The 21,731-nt window shown below is 53.3% G+C and carries 22 protein-coding genes; 4 read left to right on the forward strand and 18 right to left on the reverse strand.

Annotation, left to right across the window (positions count from 1 at the left end; all coding sequences use genetic code 11):
* Nucleotide 1: 1 nt before the first annotated feature.
* The gene (gene mtr, locus A5774_RS03465) at nt 2-1,429 is read left to right on the forward strand and encodes a mycothione reductase (protein WP_064833376.1); all 1,428 of its coding nucleotides are present in this window, start codon (nt 2-4) and stop codon (nt 1,427-1,429) included.
* Between the two features lie 98 nt (nt 1,430-1,527).
* Here mtr and map read toward each other — a convergent pair whose 3' ends face one another.
* The 5 genes from map to dxr form a co-directional block, all read right to left on the reverse strand.
* A complete protein-coding gene (gene map, locus A5774_RS03470; protein ID WP_027017864.1) occupies nt 1,528-2,394 on the reverse strand; it encodes a type I methionyl aminopeptidase in 867 nt (288 codons plus the stop codon).
* 246 nt (nt 2,395-2,640) lie between these two features.
* Complete coding sequence (locus A5774_RS03475; protein WP_064833364.1) at nt 2,641-4,494, reverse strand: penicillin-binding transpeptidase domain-containing protein; 1,854 nt, start codon at nt 4,492-4,494, stop codon at nt 2,641-2,643.
* Nucleotides 4,495-4,526: 32 nt separating this feature from the next.
* Entirely contained in the window at nt 4,527-5,690 is a 1,164-nt protein-coding gene (ispG, locus tag A5774_RS03480) for a flavodoxin-dependent (E)-4-hydroxy-3-methylbut-2-enyl-diphosphate synthase (protein ID WP_021352674.1), read from the reverse strand.
* Between the two features lie 67 nt (nt 5,691-5,757).
* Nucleotides 5,758-6,978: an RIP metalloprotease gene (locus A5774_RS03485; RefSeq protein WP_064833366.1), complete on the reverse strand. Its 1,221-nt coding sequence runs from the start codon at nt 6,976-6,978 to the stop codon at nt 5,758-5,760.
* Between the two features lie 68 nt (nt 6,979-7,046).
* On the reverse strand, nt 7,047-8,255 hold the full coding sequence (dxr, locus tag A5774_RS03490) for a 1-deoxy-D-xylulose-5-phosphate reductoisomerase (RefSeq protein WP_064833378.1): 1,209 nt from the start codon (nt 8,253-8,255) through the stop codon (nt 7,047-7,049).
* Between the two features lie 174 nt (nt 8,256-8,429).
* On the opposite strand from dxr, the gene A5774_RS03495 reads away from it, so the two are divergent.
* Nucleotides 8,430-8,867: a DUF2631 domain-containing protein gene (locus tag A5774_RS03495; protein ID WP_021352678.1), complete on the forward strand. Its 438-nt coding sequence runs from the start codon at nt 8,430-8,432 to the stop codon at nt 8,865-8,867.
* Nucleotides 8,868-9,027: 160 nt separating this feature from the next.
* Here A5774_RS03495 and rlmN read toward each other — a convergent pair whose 3' ends face one another.
* From rlmN to rpsB, 6 genes are all read right to left on the reverse strand, one after another.
* Nucleotides 9,028-10,155: a 23S rRNA (adenine(2503)-C(2))-methyltransferase RlmN gene (gene rlmN / locus A5774_RS03500; RefSeq protein ID WP_024272727.1), complete on the reverse strand. Its 1,128-nt coding sequence runs from the start codon at nt 10,153-10,155 to the stop codon at nt 9,028-9,030.
* Nucleotides 10,156-10,195: 40 nt separating this feature from the next.
* Complete coding sequence (locus A5774_RS03505) at nt 10,196-11,089, reverse strand: phosphatidate cytidylyltransferase (RefSeq protein WP_064833368.1); 894 nt, start codon at nt 11,087-11,089, stop codon at nt 10,196-10,198.
* A gap of 176 nt (nt 11,090-11,265) precedes the next feature.
* Nucleotides 11,266-11,823, reverse strand: coding sequence for a ribosome recycling factor (frr, locus tag A5774_RS03510; protein ID WP_021352681.1), 558 nt, complete (start codon nt 11,821-11,823; stop codon nt 11,266-11,268).
* Nucleotides 11,824-11,894: 71 nt separating this feature from the next.
* A complete protein-coding gene (gene pyrH, locus A5774_RS03515) occupies nt 11,895-12,590 on the reverse strand; it encodes a UMP kinase (RefSeq protein WP_051137460.1) in 696 nt (231 codons plus the stop codon).
* 243 nt (nt 12,591-12,833) lie between these two features.
* Complete coding sequence (gene tsf / locus A5774_RS03520; RefSeq protein ID WP_027017858.1) at nt 12,834-13,661, reverse strand: translation elongation factor Ts; 828 nt, start codon at nt 13,659-13,661, stop codon at nt 12,834-12,836.
* A gap of 75 nt (nt 13,662-13,736) precedes the next feature.
* Entirely contained in the window at nt 13,737-14,555 is an 819-nt protein-coding gene (rpsB, locus tag A5774_RS03525; RefSeq protein WP_021352684.1) for a 30S ribosomal protein S2, read from the reverse strand.
* A 424-nt stretch (nt 14,556-14,979) separates the two neighbouring features.
* Between rpsB and A5774_RS03530 the strand changes: the two genes are divergently transcribed.
* Entirely contained in the window at nt 14,980-15,588 is a 609-nt protein-coding gene (locus A5774_RS03530) for a M23 family metallopeptidase (protein ID WP_082936083.1), read from the forward strand.
* Nucleotides 15,589-15,617: 29 nt separating this feature from the next.
* Here A5774_RS03530 and A5774_RS03535 read toward each other — a convergent pair whose 3' ends face one another.
* From A5774_RS03535 to lepB, 7 genes are all read right to left on the reverse strand, one after another.
* On the reverse strand, nt 15,618-16,571 hold the full coding sequence (locus tag A5774_RS03535; RefSeq protein ID WP_064833370.1) for a tyrosine recombinase XerC: 954 nt from the start codon (nt 16,569-16,571) through the stop codon (nt 15,618-15,620).
* Nucleotides 16,572-16,649: 78 nt separating this feature from the next.
* Entirely contained in the window at nt 16,650-17,861 is a 1,212-nt protein-coding gene (gene dprA, locus A5774_RS03540) for a DNA-processing protein DprA (protein WP_064833372.1), read from the reverse strand.
* A complete protein-coding gene (locus A5774_RS03545; protein WP_023019313.1) occupies nt 17,858-19,408 on the reverse strand; it encodes a YifB family Mg chelatase-like AAA ATPase in 1,551 nt (516 codons plus the stop codon). The genes dprA and A5774_RS03545 overlap by 4 nt, the downstream gene beginning before the upstream one ends.
* Nucleotides 19,395-19,796 carry a YraN family protein gene (locus A5774_RS03550; RefSeq protein ID WP_023019312.1) on the reverse strand — a complete coding sequence of 134 codons (402 nt, stop codon included), beginning with the start codon at nt 19,794-19,796 and terminating at the stop codon, nt 19,395-19,397. The genes A5774_RS03545 and A5774_RS03550 overlap by 14 nt, the downstream gene beginning before the upstream one ends.
* A 219-nt stretch (nt 19,797-20,015) precedes the next feature.
* Nucleotides 20,016-20,324: a DUF2469 domain-containing protein gene (locus A5774_RS03555; RefSeq protein ID WP_021352690.1), complete on the reverse strand. Its 309-nt coding sequence runs from the start codon at nt 20,322-20,324 to the stop codon at nt 20,016-20,018.
* Nucleotides 20,325-20,447: 123 nt separating this feature from the next.
* The gene (locus A5774_RS03560) at nt 20,448-21,065 is read right to left on the reverse strand and encodes a ribonuclease HII (RefSeq protein WP_034646006.1); all 618 of its coding nucleotides are present in this window, start codon (nt 21,063-21,065) and stop codon (nt 20,448-20,450) included.
* A 79-nt stretch (nt 21,066-21,144) separates the two neighbouring features.
* Entirely contained in the window at nt 21,145-21,408 is a 264-nt protein-coding gene (lepB, locus tag A5774_RS11190; RefSeq protein WP_156519532.1) for a signal peptidase I, read from the reverse strand.
* On the opposite strand from lepB, the gene A5774_RS03565 reads away from it, so the two are divergent.
* On the forward strand, nt 21,343-21,731 hold a 389-nt coding region (locus A5774_RS03565; protein WP_231892330.1), incomplete at its 3' end, for a S26 family signal peptidase. The genes lepB and A5774_RS03565 overlap by 66 nt on opposite strands.

The raw sequence follows: 21,731 nt of genomic DNA on the forward strand, positions 1-21,731 counted from the left end.
AATGACATCATCCGCAACGAATAATTCTGCACAGCCTAAGCACTCCAAGCATTATGACCTGGTGATCATCGGTACCGGCTCGGCAAATTCAATTCCAGACGAGAATTTTGCACATAAATCAATCGCGATTATCGAAAAGGGTCGATTCGGCGGAACCTGTCTAAACGTCGGATGTATTCCAACGAAAATGTATGTCTATGCTGCGGATATCGCATTAGCAGCACGCACATCACAAGACCTGGGCATCCACGGTGAAATCACCAAAGTTGATTGGAATTCCATCGTGGAACGCGTATTCGCCAACCGGATTGACCTCATCGCGCAGGGTGGCGAAGAATATCGCCGTGGCGACGAATGCCCAAATATTGACGTTTACGCCGGCCATGCAGCTTTTAACGGACCAAAATCGATTACCGTGACAGGTGCCGGTGCTGATGGTTCTGATTGCATCGTTACCGGCGATGAAATCGTGATTGCTACTGGCTCCCGTCCAATGATTCCAAGGCCAATCGCCGAATCTGGTGCACAGTTCTATACCAACGAAGACATCATGCGTTTGGACAAGCAACCAGAATCGATGATTATTGTTGGTGCCGGATTTATCGCTATGGAATTCGCACATGTCTTCCACGGTCTGGGCACGAACGTCACTGTTGCAGTTCGCGGCCAAGAGTTACTGAAACACTTGGATCACGACATCAAGTCCCGCTTCAACAAGGCGATGACTGATGCCATCGATGTTCGCTTTGGCTTGAACATCACGGATGTGGAAAATACCGATCATGGTGTCCGCGTAACCTACGACGACGGAAGCACCCAGGAAGCAGATGTCCTGTTGGTCGCCACAGGACGCGTGCCTAACGGCGATCAAATGCATCTGGATACCGCGGGCATCGAAATGCGCGAGGACGGACGTGTGAAGGTCGACGACTACGGCCGCACGACTGCAGATGGAGTCTGGGCACTCGGCGATGTATCCTCGCCGTACATGCTGAAGCACGTCGCTAATGCAGAGACCCGAGCCCTCAAGCACAATCTGCTGCACCCAGAAGATCTGCGCCCGATGCCGCACGACCACGTACCATCAGCAATTTTCACGCATCCGCAGATCGCCACCGTCGGCATGACCGAGGACGAAGCCAAAGAGGCTGGTTTCGATATCACCGTGAAGGTACAAAACTACGGTGACGTCGCTTATGGCTGGGCCATGAATGATTCACAAGGCATATGCAAACTGATTGCTGATCGCAAAACCGGGCGACTACTCGGAGCGCACTACTTCGGTGCGCAAGCCTCCACCCTGATCCAACAAATGGTACAGGTGATGGTCTTTGACCAAGACGTGCGTGATGTAGCAACCAAGCAGTACTGGATTCACCCAGCGCTGCCAGAACTCACGGAAAACGCGCTCCTCGGCCTAGAATTCTAGGCTGGAATTTTCAATATATTCCTGAGCAAAATCAAGGCGCTGCCGACGTTGCAAGCACAGTCGGCAGCGCCTTTAGCTGATTCTTTAAAAGGCCGGTTTTAAATGGTCGGCTTTGTCAGAATCTCGTTACCGTCGTCAGTGATGACGATTGTGTGCTCAAATTGAGCTGTGAATTTGCCGTCAGAGTTTTGGATAGTCCAATCATCATCCCAAACGTCATAATCTAGCGATCCCAGATTGATCATTGGCTCAATAGTCAACGTCATGCCCGGCTCTAGGACATCCCGGTAGTGGTCAGAATCGTAGTGTAAGACGACCAGACCATTGTGGAAAGTCGGCCCAACGCCGTGACCCGTGAAATCACGCACCACGTTGTAGCCGAAACGGTTAGCATAGGATTCAATCACACGTCCAATGACATTGACTTCCCTGCCTGGCTTCGCCACCTTAATCGCGCGCATCATGGCTTCTTCCGTGCGTTCTACGAGCAACCGGTGTTCTTCTGATACCTCACCAGCCAAAAACGTACGATTGGTATCGCCATGGACACCGTTTTTGTATGCGGTGACGTCGATATTGACGATGTCACCTTCCTGAATCACGGTGGTATCCGGGATCCCGTGGCAGACGATCTCATTGAGTGAAGTACAGCAGGATTTCGGGTAACTCATATAGCCAAGGGTCGACGGATAAGCGCCATGGTCACACATGTATTCATGAGCAATGCGGTCAAGTTCATCGGTGGTCACACCCGGGGCTACGGCACGGCCTGCTTCTTCGAGTGCGTTCGCCGCAATCTCGCAAGATTCGCGCATAGCCTCAATGGTTTCTGGTTTTTGAATGAACGGCTCACCAATATTTTCTTGGACGGTGTCCTTCCATACGTATTCTGGGCGCTCGATGTTATCCGGAACAGTACGGAGAGGAGTTGGCTTGCCTGGGGAGAGCTTTCCACGTTGAGTCATGACTCCCCATGGTAGTAGCTAGGTAGCTTTCTTGGTGAACCAGGCACCAGCAGCAACGCCACTATTCCGAGTGACAAGACACGACCCAGTCCAACGCTGCACATCCTTCTATCCAAGGCCGGGGCGTTATTTGCTGTCTCAGACAGCCTAGGGTCGGTTGTTGCTGCCAGTCTGTCTATAGATTCACTGCCTGACATGAATTAAGCAAAACGCAGATCACAGACCGCTGTGCTTTACCTCGCTTCATTATTCTTCAAGCGGACCCGGTTCCGCGTAAGCACCCGCCCCTGCCCGGAGTTCATCAAGACGTTGGAAGAAACGGTCAGAGACATTGACCGCCGTTGTCGAACCTCCCCCGTCAACGATCAGCGTCGCGAAGGCAATGTCGTCGTCCCGGAACCCAGTAAACCAAGCATGCGAACCCCCGGAATATTCCGCTTCACCAGTCTTTCCGTGAATCGTGCCACCGGCTTGCATACCCGCAGCAGTTCCCGAAACAACGACTTCCCGCATCATCGAGCGCAAACCATCAATGGCTGCCGGGGAAGGACCAGGAAGTTCTTCACTCGGCTTAGTTTCGTGCCCTTCGATCAGCGTCGGCACAGGACGATACCCCGCAGCCACCGTCGACGACACCAAAGCAAAGCCGAATGGGCTAGCTAGATCCAGGCCCTGGCCATAACCGGCTTCCGTACGTTCAAACGCAGTTTCTCCTTCCGGGATTTCCCCAGTGATGGTCAGCAATCCCGGAATATCGTAATCAATTCCCAGGCCAAATTTCTTGCCAGTCTGTTCCAATTCACCCGGCGCAAGGTTCGTCGACATCTCAGCAAAGGTCGTGTTACACGATGCCGCGAATGCGCGCTGCAACGGGACTGTGCCTAGCGAGAATTGGTTGTAGTTGACCACGGTACGGCCCTGAATATTCATTACTCCAGGACAGCCCACGGAGTTTTGTGGGTTAAGCCCTTGATGCTCGATCCCGGCTGCCGCGGTAATAATCTTGAACACAGAACCAGGCGGGTAATGCCCATTAAGCGCAATATCGCCGTCTTTATCCGCTGCTGGCGTTTGAGCGACTGCAAGAATTTCACCAGTCGATGGCCTCATGGCAACCAACATTGTCTGTTTGTCCTGCCGCAGAGCAACGGCATCTTGTGCAGCCCGCTGGACGTTGTAATCGATCGCGATTTTTAGTGCCGGTGCCGGATCTGCTTCATGCACGCTCACGTCGGAAAGCGCAGCACCGTGGGGATTAACCACACTAACTTTCCAACCGTTCGCACCTTCCAGGTCATCGCCGACGATGCGAGTCACGCGCGACATAATGTCCGGAGCAAAGTCTTTTTCCAGAGGAACCATCGCGGGTTCTTCGTTCAATCGAACTCCGGGAATATCAGAAAGATCGTCGACAATCGTTGGGCCTGCATCAGCAGAATACACCCCCACCGAATAGATCCCGTCGATGCTTTCTAATGATGACGCTAGTTCTCCGGCATCTAAGGGCGATATCGTCGTATCACGCCCACTAGCAGCATTGACTGCGCTAGCGATGCGCGCTGCAGCCGCACGCGGATCTTCCAGCTGCGCAGCATCAACCAACAACCGGTGCGATACTCCCGGCGATAGGAGCTCCACCCCGTCTGACGAAACCACGCTGGCACGAGCTGCCTCTACTGCGCGGAGTTCCAAGTGCTGGTTAGCTCCAAGATCCGGGTGAATAATAGTGGGCTTATAACGGACCGTCCACTCATCGGAGGCCTTAGTCAGCGTCATCTCTGTTTCATAAACCAATTCGCGATCACGCGGGAGATTCCAATGCATGGAATAACGTGCAGTTGCGATGGAGTCGTTGACGTCAACGTCGGCAAGCGTTGTGGTTAAGCCTTCTGCTTGCAAGCCGGTGAAAGTTTCATCGATTGCTTGCACAGCACTCTGAGGATTATCGATTACCTCAGATAAAGCCTCCGCATCACGCTCAGCCATCGCATCCAAAAAATCTTGGGCGACTGGATCTGCAGAGGCAGGCTTCGGGGTACACGCCACCAGCGTAGAGCCGCTAATAACGGCAGAAACCAGCAGCGCAACCGTCTTTTTCATAGCGAGAAGACTAACACGCCAAAGGCATGGTTTTAGGAAGTGACGCGCACATCAGCCTTTGCGCCTTCTTGCGCTTCCAAACCTTGCTCCTCAGCGATGATGTTTGCCTGCTCAATCAGCGTTTCTACGATCTGTGATTCTGGGACGGTTTTGACGACTTGCCCCTTCACAAAAATCTGGCCTTTTCCGTTGCCGGATGCCACACCAAGGTCTGCATCGCGGGCCTCGCCAGGGCCATTAACGACGCATCCCATCACGGCCACCCGCAACGGGAATTCCAAACCATCGAGGCCTTCAGTAACTTCTTCCGCCAATTTGTAGACATTCACTTGGGCACGACCACAGGACGGGCACGAGACGATCTCCAATTTGCGCTCCTTCAGGTTCATTGCCTGCAGGATCTGTTCACCGACCTTGATCTCTTCCACCGGGTCCGCAGACAAAGAAACGCGAATTGTATCGCCAATTCCCTGTGATAGCAGAGCACCAAAGGCAACCGAGGATTTAATGGTTCCCATCATCAACGGACCAGCTTCGGTCACACCTAAATGCAAGGGGTAATCCGTTTTTGCAGCTAATTGACGGTAAGCCTCCACCATGAGCACCGGATCGGAGTGCTTCACCGAAATAGCAATGTCCCCGAAACCGTGCTCTTCAAACAGAGAAGCCTCCCAAATGGCGGATTCGACCAAGGCCTCTGGGGTGGCTTTGCCGTATTTCTCCAACAACCGCTTATCCAGTGAGCCACCATTGACGCCGATACGGATGGGAATGCCCGCATCGCCTGCCGCCTTGGCGACTTCTTTCACGCGGCCATCGAATTCTTTAATATTGCCGGGATTAACGCGCACCGCAGCACAACCAGCATCAATAGCCTGGAAAATGTATTTCGGCTGGAAGTGAATATCCGCAATGACCGGAATCGGAGACTTCTTAGCAATCGCCGGCAAAGCCTCAGCATCGACAGGCTTCGGGCACGCAACCCGTACGATATCGCAGCCCGTCGCCGTAAGCTGGGCAATCTGCTGCAGCGTAGCGTTAATATCGTGGGTTTTCGTTGTCGTCATCGACTGCACAGAAACCGGATAATCCGACCCGACTCCCACATCACCGACCATAATCTGACGTGTTTTCCGCCGCGGAGCCAGAGTTGGCGGCGGACCTTCCGGCATTCCGAGTCCAATCGGAGTTGGCATGTATTCTCCTTGCAAATTGCGAATGTGCTGGCAATATTCTAGCACTGCCTGCTGGTGCTACCCATTGCTAAAACAGTGCGATTGGATTCACGATATCCGCGATAATTACGATGACGCCCACCGTCAACAGCATCGCAGCCATGCCGTACGTCAGCGGCAGCAATTTCTCGTAGTTTGCTGGGCCGCCAGGTTCTTGTCCCCGTAGTCGGCGAAGCAGGTTGCGGACCTTTTCCCACAGCACTACCGCAATGTGACCGCCATCGAAAGGCGGTAATGGAATCATGTTAAACAGTGCGAGAAAAAAATTAAGTGTTGCCAGCATCATCCAAAACATTGGCCATAATTCACGCTCGACGAGCTCACCACCCGCACGCGAGGCGCCTACCACACTTATTGGGCTATCCTGCTCCCGTTCGGCCCCGAATATAGAAGCGGCGACTGCTGGGATCTTGCTTGGGAACGCAATGATGCCCTCAACCGTCGCTTGCAACATAAACCAGGAATATTCAAAACTAGCTGGAATTGCCCCGGCAACGCTGTAATCCCGATGCACGTCCAAAGGAGCACTTGCTAAACCTACCGATCCCACGGTTCGTGGTTGCCCCTCGGCGTCATAGCGCACCACCGAATCTAGTTCTACATCCAACTGTAGTTCACGGCCATCACGCTCGATATCCAGCGTGATGGTTTCCCCTGGCCGGGATTGCACCTCATCGCGGAACTGCATGAAGTTATCAAGCTTTTCGCCGTTAAAACCGGTGATAATATCTCCGGACTGCACCCCGGCCTGACCACCAGCTCCCTGCCCTGTGCAATTTTCTAGCTCAGCAGGCGCGTCAGACTGGGTGGGCGCTTTTTGGTCTGCAGAGCACGTAACCTCGCCAACGGTGGCGCGAACATCAGCGTGCGGATCTGGCAGCCCAGCACTAGCAGCAACTAAGAATAAGATCAGCAAACCGAGCACAATATTGACGAACGGACCGGCTGCCAAGACCACGATTCGTTGCCAAGCTGGCTTGGAATACATGGCGTGGGGTTTTTCGTCCTCGGTCATCTCATCCATCGCGGTCATGCCCGCGATATCGCAAAAACCGCCAAGAGGCAGTGCTGCCAGGCCGTACCGCGTATGTCCCTTAGTAAAAGAGAACACCGAAGGGCCAAACCCAACGTAGAAACGACGCACGCGCATCCCAAATGCCCGGGCAGAAACCATATGTCCTGCTTCATGCAAGGCAATAGTGGCCGCAATGCCCAGCGCAAACAAGAAAATGCCAAGAATAAAAGCCATCGCGAAAACTCTACCTCAACTGCACGCTAATTCAGACGGATATGTTCTAGATCTCTACTGCCGAGCCACTAGTGCAGCGCTGCAATATGCTCACGGGTGATACGTCGGGCTGCAGTTTCGAGTTCATAAACATCATCCAAACTGCTAGCAAGTGGCCCTGGTCTTCCTGCAAAAATATCCATCACCGCTCCAACGAGGTCAACGATCTGCGGAAAATGGATTTGCTCGCGCAAAAATGCCCCGGCGGCTTCTTCATTAGCCGCGTTGAATACGGCCGGCATTCCGTCGGTGGCTAGAGCAGTACGCGCCAAATTTAAAGCAGGAAACGCCTCATTATCCACGGGCAGAAAATCCCAAGACTGTGCATCCTGCCAGTTCAAAGACGGTTGCGCATGTGGCACCCGGTCGGGCCAAGCTAAAGCGAGTGCTATGGGCAGCTTCATTGAAGGCGGTGAGGCCTGTGCGAGCGTCGAGCCATCATAAAAGGTCGCTGCAGAATGCACAATCGACTGCGGGTGCACAACCACATCGATACTACTAGCAGGGAAATCGAATAAATAACTAGCCTCAATCAGTTCCAGGCCTTTATTTACCAAAGTGGCCGAATTAAGCGTATTCATCTGCCCCATCGACCAGGTTGGGTGTGCTGCCGCTTGTTGCGGAGTCACCTCCCACATACGGCTACGGTTCCAACCGCGAAAGGGCCCTCCAGAAGCTGTTAGTACCAAACGCGAGACCTCTTCACGACGACCAGAGCGCAGAGCTTGTGCCATGGCAGAATGCTCGGAATCAACGGGGACAATCTGACCCTCATTAGCTTTTTCGAGCACCCACCGACCGCCAGCTACCAATGATTCTTTATTCGCCAACGCCAACGTCGAGCCCGCTTCGAGAGCCGCAAGAGTAACCGGCAACCCTCGCGAGCCATCCATGGCATTGAGTACGACATCAGCCTGCGTGGCTGCACACAATGCAGCAGCAGCATCTGGGCCTCCCATGATGTTTGCGCCGAGCTCCTGGGAAATTTTTCTCGCGACATCGTTATCAGCGATGGCGAGGCAATCTGCGGGAATCGAAAAATCTCGTGCCTGCTGACAAAAAAGCTCTATGCGCGAGCCTCCTGCCGCAAGGCCAACTAACTGGAACTTGTTTGGGTTATCAGCGATCAATTCCAGAGCTTGCGTGCCAATCGAACCTGTCGAACCCACTACTACAACAGTGCGGGGGGATGCAGATTTCCGGGACGAAGACTGGTGGTCTAGTTGTGCGAGATTCACAGCCGTTACTTTATCGTCTAGCGACATTAATCGCTTTATGCCCGCCGATATGCGAGAATAATGGCAGCTATATTTTAGGTTCGGTAACTACCGCCACAGTGAGTTCTCCGGGTTCTCCTCGGCGGTGTGCCGTACACAGGTTTTAACTGACGTTGATGTGAAGGAGTATCCGCTGTGGCTTCCCATGAACCCGCACCGCAGGTACATAATGGTGTATCTACCCTCGATGTTCCCTCGGCTGCCTGGGGTTACAGCGCCGTTAAGCGCACCACCATCCAGGTAACTGGCTGGCTTTCCGTTCTGTGGCTCTTGGGCTTGAACTTCGGCAACCACGAAGGCCATGTCGAGACCATTTACTTATTCCTCTTCGCGATCTTGATCGCAGTCGGCCTGCTCATTCACCTGTTTGAGCCAAAGCTATCGCAAGTACGCACCATTACTGGACGAAACAAGGGTGAAAACCACAAAGAACCAGAATGGGCCTATCAACAGGCAACTTTGACCGGTGTCTATGCTGACCTGACTGATTCCCAGTTGCGCTCTATGAACATCGACCCTGCTCGTGTTGCTCAGCTGCGTGCCGGCCAGCGCAACGAAGCGATCGAAGGCTAAGCACCTTCCCGGCCTGATTTCACGGCCAGCTACAGTATGCCGGCCAGCAAATTGCCGTATCAGACTAATAGCCACCCCAGTTTCGGGGTGGCTATTAGTCTGTCTGGGGTCATAAATCGAGGGGAATCAAAACTCACACAAAAAGCTAAGCGAAGGCTCTCTAAGCGCGGGCCTCGGCCTCCATTTTCCTACCAGCTTCTTCTTCAGCAGCCAACTGACCACAAGCCGCCGCGATTTCTTGCCCCTTAGTATCACGAACAGTACACGGCACCCACTGAGAAACTCTGCGAACAAACTCGTCTTGCCTATCTTTTGGCGAGGCATCCCATTCCGATCCCGGAGTTGGATTCAGTGGAATAACGTTCACGTGCACCTTGGTGCCCAAAGCATTCCACAATTTCTCGCCAAGTAAATCCGCCCGCCAGTCCTGGTCATTCTTATCGCGGATTAAGGCATATTCAATTGATACGCGACGCGAAGTTTTCTCCACATAATACTTCGCCGCAGCAAGCACTTCTTCCACGGACCAACGATTATTTACTGGTACTAAGGTGTCACGGAATTCATCGTCTGGGGTATGCAAAGATACTGCGAGCGTAACGTTCATTTGTTCGTCGGCAAGCTTGCGAATAGCCGGAGCCAACCCCACAGTGGAAACCGTCACGTTGCGTGCAGAAATCCCAAACCCCTTGGGGCCGGGAGCAATAATTTGGGCAACAGTTTCCTTAACACGTTTATAGTTCGCCAGAGGCTCCCCCATCCCCATGAATACGATATTCGACAAACGAGAACCTTCGGCGGCCAAGGTTTTAGCCGCATGGCGGACCTGCTCTGTCATTTCTGCAACTGAAAGGTTTCGATCCAATCCGCCTTGGCCAGTTGCACAAAACGGACAGTTCATACCGCAGCCCGCTTGCGAAGATATGCAAAGCGTAGCGCGATTCGGATAACGCATCACCACCGATTCCAGCAGTGTCCCGTCGTGCAAGCGCCACAACGACTTTGATGTGTGGCCGTCATCTGTTTCCTTGGAATACAGGTGCGTCATCAGTTGTGGGAACAACGCTTCGGCAACTTTGTCACGGGCATCGGCCGGGAGATCTGTCATCGTCGATGGATCTGCTTCATAACGCTCGTAATAATGACGAGCAATCTGGTTAGCCCGGAATTTTGGTAGCCCCAACTCGGCCAACGCAGCAATGCGCTGTTCGTCACTCAAATCCGCAAAATGCTTCGGCGGAAGGCCCCGCTTCGGGGAGGAAAAATCGAGTTTTACAGGTTGTGGCATGACGACCATACTGCCTTGTTCGGCGGGCAGGAACAAATCACTATGAACTATATTGCACCAGTGCGTTGATCAATAGCCACGTTGCCATAGCAGCGGGCAACATGCCGTCAATTCGATCCATGACCCCACCATGGGCAGGAAGTATCGCGGACATGTCTTTGATGCCAAATTCGCGTTTGAATTGCGACTCCACAAGATCACCGAGAGTGGCACAGATGACCAGCCCCAGCCCTAAGACGATGCCGATTCGCCAGTCATCATGTAATAAGAAATGTACAGTTAATGCGCCCGTGGTAATGCCAAATACTACTGAGCCTGCGAAGCCCTCCCAAGACTTCTTTGGACTCACTGCAGGAGCCATCGGGTGTGCGCCAAACATTACGCCAGCAGCATAACCACCGACATCAGAAGCAACGACGCACAACATGAAAGTTGCGATCGAAGCACTCCCCGACGCCCAAGGGGTAGACAAATGCGAGAGCATAGCCGCGAACGAGGCAAACAATGGGATCCACATCAGCACGAAAACGCCGACGGACATATCCCGCAAGTAATTCTGCGGAGCAGAATGCCGACCGTTATGGAACAACCGCCCGAACATCAAAATGAGAACGGACGCGACAAAAGCCGTTACCAATCCTGTGAGCTCAAATGGCCAGGAAAGCCATACCATCGCCTGGCCCATGAATATCATTTGATAAAATGGCAGGCTATAGGAATTCTCACGCAGTCGGGACAATACTTCCCACATTGCGACGGCCACTCCGACCGAGACCACTGGGTACCAAGCAACCGGACCGATCAATAGCGCACCGATTACTAGCGCTCCCAGCAGTACACCAACCAGGATCGCGACCCTAAGATCACGACCAGCATCGTTTTTAGGGTATGGAAGATGGCCACGTAGTGACCAAGTAGATCTAGATTCTTTCATACCCCTCCTCAAGGCTATTGTTGCGGAATGCATGGCACAGCAGGCGGAAACACCGTTGTAGGTATCTTCTCGCTTCCCGCCTAGGTACCTGGGAATTACTTGCTGGTTGTAGAAAGACGTCGCACTGCGAGTAAACCGCGCTCACAGTGCGACGTAAGCAGAATTGAGGAGGTAGTTTAAACTTCCATCAATTCGGATTCCTTGTTGTTTACGACGTCGTCGATTGACTCGACGTATTTCGCAGTAACTTTTTCCATCTCTGCTTCAGCAGCCTTAACTTCGTCTTCGCCGCTGTCTCCGTCTTTTTGTAGTTTCTTAAGCTGCTCCATCGCTTTACGGCGCACATTACGGATAGCGATCTTGCCATCCTCGCCCTTGGAGCGAGCAAGCTTCACCATGTCTTTACGACGTTCTTCAGTGAGCTGTGGGATAGTGACCCGCAAGACATGACCATCATTGGTGGGGTTAACCCCCAGATCAGAATTCCGGATGGCATTTTCAATCTCACCGATCATGGACTGCTCATAAGGCTTAATCAGCAGCATACGAGGCTCCGGAACCGAAACCGTCGCCATCTGCGTAATTGGGGTAGGAGCACCGTAGTACTCCGCAACCAGACCGTTAAACATGGATGGGTTCGCCCGACCAGTACGAATAGTGGTGAGGTCTTCGCGTGTGTGCTCAACAGAAGCCGCCATACGCTCTTCTGCTTCCAGCAAAATATCGTCAATCATGAATAGATCCTGTACTTAATCGTGTATTACAGATTTGAAAAGTGTCTAGCCCAGCCAGCTAGCCACTGTTTCTAGCTTTCCTGTGAGGATACCAGGGTGCCAATTCGCTCCCCTGCGACAGCACGTGCGATGTTGCCTTCAGTCAGCAGGTTAAACACCAAAATCGGCATATCGTTGTCCATACAAAGGCTGAAAGCAGTGGCATCTGCGACCTTCAGACCTTTTTCGATGACTTCCCGTGGGCTGATTTCACTGTACAGCTCGGCATCCGGGTTATGCCGTGGATCGTCGGAATAGACGCCGTCAACCCCTTTAGCCAAAAACAGTACCTCTGCCCCAATTTCCAAAGCCCGTTGTGCGGCAGTGGTATCTGTGGAGAAATACGGCATGCCCATACCTGCGCCGAAAATGACAACCCGGCCCTTTTCTAAGTGCCTATCAGCACGCAATGGTAGGTATGGTTCGGCGATCTGGGCCATATTGATGGAAGTCTGTACACGGCAATCGACTCCCAGTTGTTTTAGGAAATCTTGCAGCGCCAACGAGTTCATCACTGTACCGAGCATGCCCATGTAATCCGACCGTGCTCGGTCCATCCCTCTCTGGGACAACTCGGCACCACGGAAGAAATTTCCCCCGCCGATAACTACCGCGATTTCTGCGCCGGTTTTGGCTACCTCTGCAATTTGGCGGGCGACATTTTCCACCACATCCGGATCAATGCCAACGGTTCCACCGCCGAACATTTCACCGCCGAGTTTCAGCATGACGCGTTTATAACGGGCTCTTTGGGCACTTTCGGTGTCAGTCACCGTTGTTCTCTCCTTGGCTGTGCAGACATTGGATTCTATGCTACCTTCTCGGTTCACTAGCCTAGCAATTGGACACTAAGGTCGGCAGTTTTTCTTTCCTAGCTTCGTTAACCACCCTTAAATTACAACAAAGCCCTCGCCAGAAAATGGCAAGGGCTTTGTGAGACACGCATTGTGCGCGATTGTTAATTCAGGTTATTACGCCTGACCAACCTCGAAGCGACGGAATCCAGTCAGCTTCACGCCTGCTTCCTCAGTTACCTGAGCGACGGTCTTCTTGCTGTCCTCTAACGATGGCTGCTCCAATAGAACGACATCCTTGTAGAAACCATTCAGACGGCCTTCTACGATCTTTGGAATTGCCTTCTCTGGCTTGCCCTCTTCGCGAGTGATCTGCTCAGCAATAGCCTTTTCCTTCTCAACAACGTCGGAAGGGACGTCCTCGCGGGTCAGATACTTTGCCTTCAACGCAGCAACCTGCATTGCAGCAGCACGTGCTACGTTTTCAGCGTTGTCAGCATCAGACTCGTAGGAAACCATGACACCAACAGATGGTGGCAAGTCACCAGAGCGCTTGTGCAGGTAGAGAGCAACCTTGTCGCTGTCTACGGTTGCAGCACGCTTCAGTTCCAGCTTCTCACCGATCTTGGCTGACTGCTCTTGGATCAGCTCACCGGCGGTGGAGCCATCAACTTCAACTGCTTGCAACTCTTCCTGGGAGTTAGCCTTAGCGGAAGCAGCAGCTTCAGCGATCTTCTGGGCGAAGTTGATGAAGTCCTGGTTCTTCGCAACGAAGTCAGTCTCACAGTTAACTTCGACCATGGTGTTTCCGGAAACTGCAATTAGGCCTTCGGAAGCGTCGCGGTCTGCACGCTTGCCGACGTCCTTGGCACCCTGGATACGCAGGGTTTCGACAGCTTTGTCGAAGTCGCCGTCGTTTTCTGCCAGAGCCTTCTTGCAGTCCATCATGCCGGAACCGGTCATGTCACGGAGCTTTTTAACGTCTGCAGCGGTGTAATTCGCCATAGTGTGGACGATCCTCCTTATGTAGGAACGATGTGGGAACGGGAAACGTTTTCTTAGTACGTCTCGTTGGCGCGATTAAGCGTTCTCGGAAGAAGCGCCTTCTGCCGATGCTGGGTCAGCAGCAGCCGCTGCTTCTGCAGCATCGCGCTGTTCCTTATCTGCGGAATCGCCGGCGGATTCCTTAGCAGCAGCGAGCTTACGCTCTTCACGTGCCTTCTTGCCTTCTTCAACTGCGTGGCCGACGATGCGGGACAGCAGCTTAGTGGCGCCGATGGCGTCATCGTTGCCTGGAATTGGGAAGTCAACATCGTCCGGATCACAGTTGGTATCCAGGATAGCGACGATCGGAATGTTGAGCTTGTGAGCCTCGGAAACTGCGATGTGCTCTTTGTTGGTGTCAACGATCCACAAGGCCGATGGTGCCTTGGTCATCTCGGAAATACCACCCAGAACGCGCTCCAGTTTTTCGCGCTCGCGGGTCAGAGTCAGAACTTCTTTCTTGGTACGACCCTTGTAGCCATCCTCAGCAGCGTCCATAGCCTGCAGTTCTTTCATACGGCCAAGACGCTTAGTGACAGTCTGGAAGTTGGTGAGCATACCGCCTAGCCAACGGTGATTCACGTATGGCATGCCGACGCGCTTTGCTTCTTCTTCAACAGCTTCCTGAGCCTGCTTCTTGGTACCAACGAAGAGGATGGTGCCGCCGTGAGCAACGGTTTCTTTCACGAATTCGTATGCTTCATCGATGAAAGTCAGGGTCTGCTGCAGATCGATGATGTAGATGCCGTTGCGATCGGTGAAGATGTGGCGACGCATCTTTGGGTTCCAGCGACGCGTCTGGTGACCGAAGTGGACACCCGCGTCGAGGAGCTCGCGCATGGTTACAACTGCCATGGTTAGCTTCCTTCTCGGTAGATAGTTTTGGTTTTCAAGGACATCGCAGGGCTTACACCCTACTTTTGTGCTGCAAGGGTTTTTATCCCTTGCCCTAGCAATGAAGGCCGCCGCTAACACTCCACGGTAAACTTTCGTGATTCACATAGAATCGAATACCACGCGGAGACCACGTCAGCGCCGGTTTTTCACCACCCTCTATATTGTTATGGAATGGTGAAAAACTTCATCGCGCGTAGTCAGTGCGCATAACACACACTGCTAGGCCGTATTTTAGGTTAATTCTTCGGATAACACCAATTTATTTGCTGAGTTATCCACAGCTCAATTGCGTTATGTCACTAAGATGTTCAAGCGCCACACTATTCACACACTTTTCATTCGCACCGCACTATTTACACTCTCTTCCTAGAGACTTGGTTTTATGAAAAGTGTGCATTATCTGGCTCTACCGACTGTTCGCCAGCACGATGAAACAACCGGGTCGATAGCTCTCCCACGCAAGTTATCCAGCATCGCGTGCGTGCTCGCACTAGTGGTCTTTACCGCAATTCCACACGCACTTGCTGGCGACCAGCTAAGCCTGGACGATAGGTCTGCCAATTCCGAGGCGTTTTCAGGCGTTTATGTTGATCCCGGCACCCGTACCGCTACCCCATCGCCAGTCTTGCGTGGTTTTGATCCACCAGAAAAAGATTGGTTGCCAGGACATCGAGGAGTGGATCTGGATGTAGCGATTGGTGCTCCGGTTGCTTCTGCAGGAACAGGTATTGTGCATTTTGCCGGAAACGTAGCCGGAACACCGACCGTATCCATCAATCACGCTGGAGGGCTACGTACGACATATCAGCCGGTCTTTCCACGAGTCAAAGCTGGCGACCACGTAACTGTCGGGGAAATCATTGGGACCTTAGCCTCCCCCACCGACGGAACCCCGGGCCTGCACTGGGGTGCTCGCACCGGCCCTAAGACATACATCAACCCGCTAGATCTATTGGGCGAAGCGATTATCCGTTTAAAACCATGGGATTGAGATAAAGCGTCAGCTTACCCGGCAATTTATTAGGCCCTTGGGTGAGCCTGCGAATGCACCTGTTTTAAACGCTCAGCAGTGACGTGTGTATAACGCTGAGTTGTTTGCAGCGAAGCATGCCCCAAAATTTCTTGTACCACACGAAGATCTGCTCCCCCTTCTAACAAATGTGTTGCTGCGGAATGCCGCAATCCATGTGGACTCAAGCCCGTAATTCCTTGCTGTAGCCCGGCGCGTTCTACTATTCGCCGTACCTGGCGTTGGTCGATTCTCTTCCCGCGGGCGCCGATAAATAGTGCGGGTTCCGCGGAATCATTCCTGGTTTTGGTTTGTATTACGACACGGCCGTCGGCGATCCAGGTTGCCAGGGCATTCGCAGCTGCTCTCCCGAATGGCACGATGCGTTGTTTATTTCCTTTGCCAGTAACTTTGATGGTTTGTTGTTGGGTGTCTAGATCATTCCGGTTGAGGGAAACGAGTTCGGCAACGCGCATTCCTGAGGCATAGAGCAATTCGAGGATTGCAGTATCACGTTGGCTTATGGGGTCACGTTTATTGGGTTTGGTTTGGTCTTGATTGTGTTGTGCTACGACGTCGGCAGCTTCGTTGACCGCAAGTACCGTGGGTAACGTTGAGGTAGCACTTGGATTATGTAGTCGTGCTGCTACGTCGGCTTCAAGATGTCCTTGGCGTTGTGCCCATGTAGAAAAAGCGCGAGTCGCAGAGGCCCGGCGCGCTATTGTTGCTCGGGATTTTCTCTCACGTACCGCCTGTGCAAGCCATGCCCGTAAGTTGGGCAGGGTGAATTCGGCGAAGGTCGGTACAAGGGTGGCCAAGTCATATAAATCGCTGCGATAGCTGCGTACGGTGGCCGGTGAGCGTCCTTGCACGTAATGCTGGTAATCAGCGAAGTCGTCTATGGCTTCGTGTAATTGGCTTCGCCGAACCCCTTGTGAACTGGATGTATGGGTGCCGGTCTCCATATCGTTTGATTATAGGCCGACTCGCTATGTCATGGTCCTGCGTTGTTATGGCGCAGCATTTTCTGCTCACGCTATTTGCTAGTCATTTTGCTGTGTTCGTGTGAACCGTCCGTTCTTTCGTGCAATGAATCCGTTTTTGTGCAAATCGAGTAGCAAATGAACAGTCAGCCCTAGTGGCATTCCGGCCTCGGTAGCTATTTGCTCTGCTTGCTTACCGGGAAAACCATGAGCCGGTGTGCAGTCGTAAATCTGAAGTTCATTGCGTGAGAGCTTTTGTATAGGATCCGGGCCGAACTGCAGCTCGTATTGGCCGGTAGCATCAATTTCGCCGATACCACCGAGTAGTTCACGCACGTCATCGGCACTCGTAACTAGCTGTGCGCGACCGTCTTTGACTAGCTGGTGACAGCCGAGCGAACCCACGGTAGTGATAGGCCCCGGTACTGCCATGGTGGTTTTACCGAAGCCTTCTGCCCAGTGCACAGTGTTCAATGCGCCAGAACGCCATGCTGCTTCCACTACGACTGTGCCTTCAGTCAAGGCCGCTACTAGGCGATTGCGAGTGAGGAATCGGTGTCGTTGTGGTGGTGTTTCTGGTGGGTATTCAGTAACCAAGGCTCCGTGGCTACCTGAGGCAATAGTGTTGAAGAGTTTTGTGTTGACGCGGGGGTAAGTTCTATCCACCCCGCAGGCAGATATAGCCATGGTTGTACCTCCTGCTGCGAGAGCCGCAGAATGTGCCACAGTATCAATACCGATCGCGCCGCCAGCGACGATAGTCCATTGCGCTGGACATAGGCCTCGCACAAGGTGTTCGGTGGCTGCTTTGCCATAAGAACTTATGGACCGCGTCCCCACGACAGCGACGGCTTGGGCGACGAGCTCCCGCAGATCGTTGCCGCGCACCCATAGGCTATGCGGTGGGGAGCTGGCCCCAGTGTGCTTGCTAGCTAAGCTGCTTCCACGTTCAGCACCCAGTTGAGCAAAACCAAAAGCCGCATTGAATGTCTCTGCCGGATACTCTTCATCATCTGGAGTCACCAGGCGCGCCCCATAGTCCGCAGCTATTTCTAGATCTTTTTCCCAGCGGCACCAATCATGTCGGGCTTCAGTCTGTCCCAATACCCCATTCAACCAGCTCGCTCGTGCGCGAATACCACGGGCAATTTCTGTGCAGTCTCTGCCGGAGCGCAGTAATTGCCACAATGCCTGGGAAGGTCCTTCGATCACCCGATTGAGATAAGCCCACGCATAGCGCTCTGCATCAATTTTGTTGCTACCTGAGGTCATAGCACGACCTCCTGGTGTACCTGAGTCATGTCACCACGGATTTCTATGGCTTGCGCGACTTCTTCCAAGCCAGGTTGCGCGCTGCCAACAAGATCACACAGCGTCCAAGCAAGTTTTAAAATCTTATCCACTGCCCGCTGGCTAATATCCCCATTTGCTAAGTGCGCCTGCACCAAAGCCATGCCCGCCGAATCAGCCGCAAATTCCCGGCGCAGCAAGGTAGTGGGCACCGTTGCATTTGTCCGTGCCGCAATACCAGCTTGTGCCCAGCGGAAATTACCGCGCTGCCGTGCTTCTGCGACAGATTCAGCAATGTCTGCCGACGTCCGTGCCCGATCACTGACTAACGTCGCTGCCTGCGAATGCGTCCGCACGGTCATATCAAGCCTATCGCGCATCGGCCCAGACAGATTATTCAAATAGCGCATGCGCTCATGCGGCCGACACCGACATTTCGTGGCATCTTCAGCAGCACAACGACAGGGATTAGCTGCTAAAACCAGCTGACAGCGCGCCGGGAAAATAATCTCGCGGCGGTTGCGCACTAACCGTACTTCGCCTTGCTCCAACGGGGTGCGCAAACTATCAACCACTGCGGCCGGCATTTCTGAAATTTCGTCGAGAAACAACACCCCATGGTGGGCCAGACTGACTGCACCAGGACGGGGATTACCGGATCCTCCTCCCAATAACCCGGCGCGAGTAATGGAGTGGTGCGGGGCTATATAGGGGGCTTTCGTGATTACAGATCGCGGGGCACTACCAGTTCCTAAGACGGAATGTACTGCGCTAACTTCCAAGGATTGCGATGTTGATAGTTCAGGCATAATTCCGGGCAGCCGTGCGGCCAGCATGGATTTACCTGAACCCGGCGGGCCTATTAGCAACATATGGTGTCCACCAGTAGCGGCGATTTCTGCAGCTCTAACGGCATCTTCCTGGCCCGCAATGTCTGCAAAATCCAGACTCGGAGGCCCGGAGGTATCTGAATGGCGGGCATAGCTGTGGGCGTCGGCAAGTTCTGTCTCACCACATATCCAGCGATAAGCTGCCGTCAACGTGGGCGCTACCAACACGTGCATGTCCTCCAGCAGCGCTGCCTCGGGCGCATTGGCTGGTGGAATGATCACAGTTTCAAAGCCGTAGCGGCGAGCCGCTAACAAGGCAGGCACAATTCCAGCGACAGCATGTACCCGCCCATCTAGACCTAGTTCGCCGAGCACCAGGACTGAACTCAAATCACGTTGTTGACGTCGTCCAGTGTGCCCCGCGGCTTCCAAAATTGCCAAAGCAGTAGGGAGATCGAAATGTGATCCTGATTTGGGCAAGCCCGCAGGCGACATAGAAACCACAATCTTGGTTTTCGGCCAGCCTAGTTGTGCATTTGCGACTGCTGTACGGATACGATCACGTGATTCATTGACGGCTGTATCGCCCAGCCCCACGACATGAATCCCTGGCAGCCCTGGCCCAATATTTGCTTCGACGGTGACAATATCGGCGTGGACACCAGACAGTGCGACAGTATGGGTTTTAGCAAGCACCACGCTCAACCCCTTCAAAGACCTCTACGGCAACGCCTTTGCTTGGGTCCGTGTCCGCGCTGACGACGATTACATCAAAACGAATCTGCCCCAGAAAAGCAGCACCGTCACAGTGCTGCTGTTCGCTGAGCCACCGGGAGGCAGCATGCCGCATACGGTGAAGTTTCTTCGTGGTCACCGCCTCAGCCCCTCCGAAGGCCCTACTGGTGCGGGTTTTAACTTCCACGAACACGATTGACCCCGGCGGCCCATCACCGGGCCGGACAATCAGGTCTATCTCTCCACCGCGATAATAAACGTTACGAGCGATAACTTCGTAACCGCGGTTTCGGTAAAAGTCTTGGGCAATAGACTCACCGCGTTGGCCTAGTTGCCGTGCATGAGTTGGCATCACAGATTCCCCCAACAAAAACTGTTAATCATCTGAAGCTTTTTCAGATATCACTAGTTTTCGTCGGTACGTCGTCTGCTACAAGAAGCAACCACCGAGCTACCGCTTAATCTGTGGACAATGGGGGTTATTCACAGCCTGGCGTAAACAGATTTGACAGAATCCAACTATTCCGAAAGTCAGGTTTGTCGGACGCCAGATTTGTCGGTAGTGCAGGCACTATTCCGGCATAATCATATCTGGTTTATCGAGTTCTTCGATGTTGACATCTTTGTAGGTAATCACTCGAACATAGCGAACGAAACGCGCCGCGCGATACATGTCCCAAACCCAAGCATCAGACATGCGCACCTCGTAATATACGTCACCACCACCAGAGGTATGCGGAATGAGTTCTACCGCATTGGCTAAATAAAAACGACGTTCAGTTTCGATCACGTAGGAAAACTGGCTGACGACGTCGCGATATTCACGATACAGAGACAGCTCGACTTCAGCTTCGTAGTTGTCCAGTTCTTCTGCGCTCATCTGCGATTACTCCTTACGCGGCCGGCTAAGGATCCGGTGTCTGCGAACAATGTGAAAACCAGTCTAACTGGCAATCGCCCCTGCACGGCTGCGGCGCACCGGGGCACAAACGCCTAGCCAGAATTATGGCTGCGTGGCTTCCCAGTACGCATGAGCAGCCGCCACATTTGCGTAACTGCGACGGTGCTCCGGGCAAGCTCCCCGCTGTTCTATCGCTTGACTATGCGCTTTGGTGCCATATCCTTTATGCCCGGCAAGCCCATAGCCGGGATAACGCTGATCTAACTCCACCATCAGACGATCACGGCTTACCTTTGCCAGCACACTTGCCGCAGAAATGCACCGGGCTGCAGCATCACCACCAATGATCGGAAGCTGTGGCACAGTCAAACCGGGAATTTTCATCGCATCGCTAAGCACGTAGCCAACGGGGTACGCCAAACCAACCACAGCGCGACGCATCCCGGAAAGGTTTGCATGCTGAATTCCCCGAGCATCAATTTGTGCCGCCGGGATATGCACAACGTTAAAATCCACCGCCTGATCGACGATGACATTATAGAGCTTCTCTCTCTTAGCAGGAGTTAATTTTTTCGAATCGGTCAACGCTGCCAATTTCGGCAATGATGCAGCAGGCAACACACACGCGGCTATGGTCACTGGCCCACAGCAGGCACCTCGGCCAGCCTCATCTACTCCCGCGATTGGCCCAAACCCACTACTTTCCAGCTGCAGTTCCATCCAGCTTGGGCTTCCATATAGCTTCGTGCCAGCCGTATCTTTGTGCGCTTTCTGCGCGTTTCGTGTTACCGCCATGGATTTACTCCAGTCCGCCGAAGCGATCCAGAGGCAGAAAAATTCCGCGGACCTTCCCAATGAAATTATCCACCGGAACCGTGCCCTGCTGCGGATCGCCCAGGTAAGCCCGCGAATCGAGGGAATTTGTACGGTTATCCCCCATCACCCAAACATGGCCCTGGGGCACAGTCACGGGGCCGAAATAGTCCCCACCACACTCTTGTGCACCACCGGGTCCGTCGACACGATGCGCAGGCGGGTCAGCAAGATATGGTTCTGCGATAATTCGTCCGTCGACAAGTTAGCCTATCGTTTTGGTGATCCACAGCCGGGCGATGTAGCAGTATTTGATGGTACTGAGTCGTGGCACTCGGGTTTTTCTTCTCCGCGCAGCAACAATCGTTTTCTGCGTGGTGTACAGAACGTAGGCTCAGCGATTGGTGTGGTCGCCCCGGATGCGAATAGCTTCGTTAAACGGGTCATCGCTATTGAGGGCCAGACCGTGCAGTGTATGCCCGGTGACCCTGGGGTGCTTGTCGACGGACGAATTATCGCAGAACCATATCTTGCTGACCCGCCTGCGCATCGTGTCGACGGACCCGGTGGTGT

It is taken from the genome of Corynebacterium sp. EPI-003-04-2554_SCH2473622, from assembly GCF_001665955.1.
In the GTDB taxonomy this organism is placed as follows: domain Bacteria; phylum Actinomycetota; class Actinomycetes; order Mycobacteriales; family Mycobacteriaceae; genus Corynebacterium; species Corynebacterium pseudodiphtheriticum.

Excerpts from the sequence above, each read along its gene's own strand:
- ispG (WP_021352674.1), bottom strand. The coding sequence starts at position 5,690 with ATGCCAACTCCGATTGGACTCGGAATGCCGGAAGGTCCGCCGCCAACT.
- A5774_RS03555 (WP_021352690.1), bottom strand. The coding sequence starts at position 20,324 with ATGAGCGCAGAAGAACTGGACAACTACGAAGCTGAAGTCGAGCTGTCT.
- A5774_RS03505 (WP_064833368.1), bottom strand. The coding sequence starts at position 11,089 with ATGAAAGAATCTAGATCTACTTGGTCACTACGTGGCCATCTTCCATAC.
- A5774_RS03475 (WP_064833364.1), bottom strand. The coding sequence starts at position 4,494 with ATGAAAAAGACGGTTGCGCTGCTGGTTTCTGCCGTTATTAGCGGCTCT.
- A5774_RS03560 (WP_034646006.1), bottom strand. The coding sequence starts at position 21,065 with ATGGAACTGCAGCTGGAAAGTAGTGGGTTTGGGCCAATCGCGGGAGTA.
- pyrH (WP_051137460.1), bottom strand. The coding sequence starts at position 12,590 with ATGCTGAAACTCGGCGGTGAAATGTTCGGCGGTGGAACCGTTGGCATT.
- A5774_RS03530 (WP_082936083.1), top strand. The coding sequence starts at position 14,980 with ATGAAAAGTGTGCATTATCTGGCTCTACCGACTGTTCGCCAGCACGAT.
- rlmN (WP_024272727.1), bottom strand. The coding sequence starts at position 10,155 with ATGCCACAACCTGTAAAACTCGATTTTTCCTCCCCGAAGCGGGGCCTT.
- dprA (WP_064833372.1), bottom strand. The coding sequence starts at position 17,861 with ATGACCTCAGGTAGCAACAAAATTGATGCAGAGCGCTATGCGTGGGCT.
- A5774_RS03535 (WP_064833370.1), bottom strand. The coding sequence starts at position 16,571 with ATGGAGACCGGCACCCATACATCCAGTTCACAAGGGGTTCGGCGAAGC.
- A5774_RS03485 (WP_064833366.1), bottom strand. The coding sequence starts at position 6,978 with ATGGCTTTTATTCTTGGCATTTTCTTGTTTGCGCTGGGCATTGCGGCC.
- frr (WP_021352681.1), bottom strand. The coding sequence starts at position 11,823 with ATGATTGACGATATTTTGCTGGAAGCAGAAGAGCGTATGGCGGCTTCT.
- A5774_RS03550 (WP_023019312.1), bottom strand. The coding sequence starts at position 19,796 with ATGCCAACTCATGCACGGCAACTAGGCCAACGCGGTGAGTCTATTGCC.
- mtr (WP_064833376.1), top strand. The coding sequence starts at position 2 with ATGACATCATCCGCAACGAATAATTCTGCACAGCCTAAGCACTCCAAG.
- tsf (WP_027017858.1), bottom strand. The coding sequence starts at position 13,661 with ATGGCGAATTACACCGCTGCAGACGTTAAAAAGCTCCGTGACATGACC.
- rpsB (WP_021352684.1), bottom strand. The coding sequence starts at position 14,555 with ATGGCAGTTGTAACCATGCGCGAGCTCCTCGACGCGGGTGTCCACTTC.
- map (WP_027017864.1), bottom strand. The coding sequence starts at position 2,394 with ATGACTCAACGTGGAAAGCTCTCCCCAGGCAAGCCAACTCCTCTCCGT.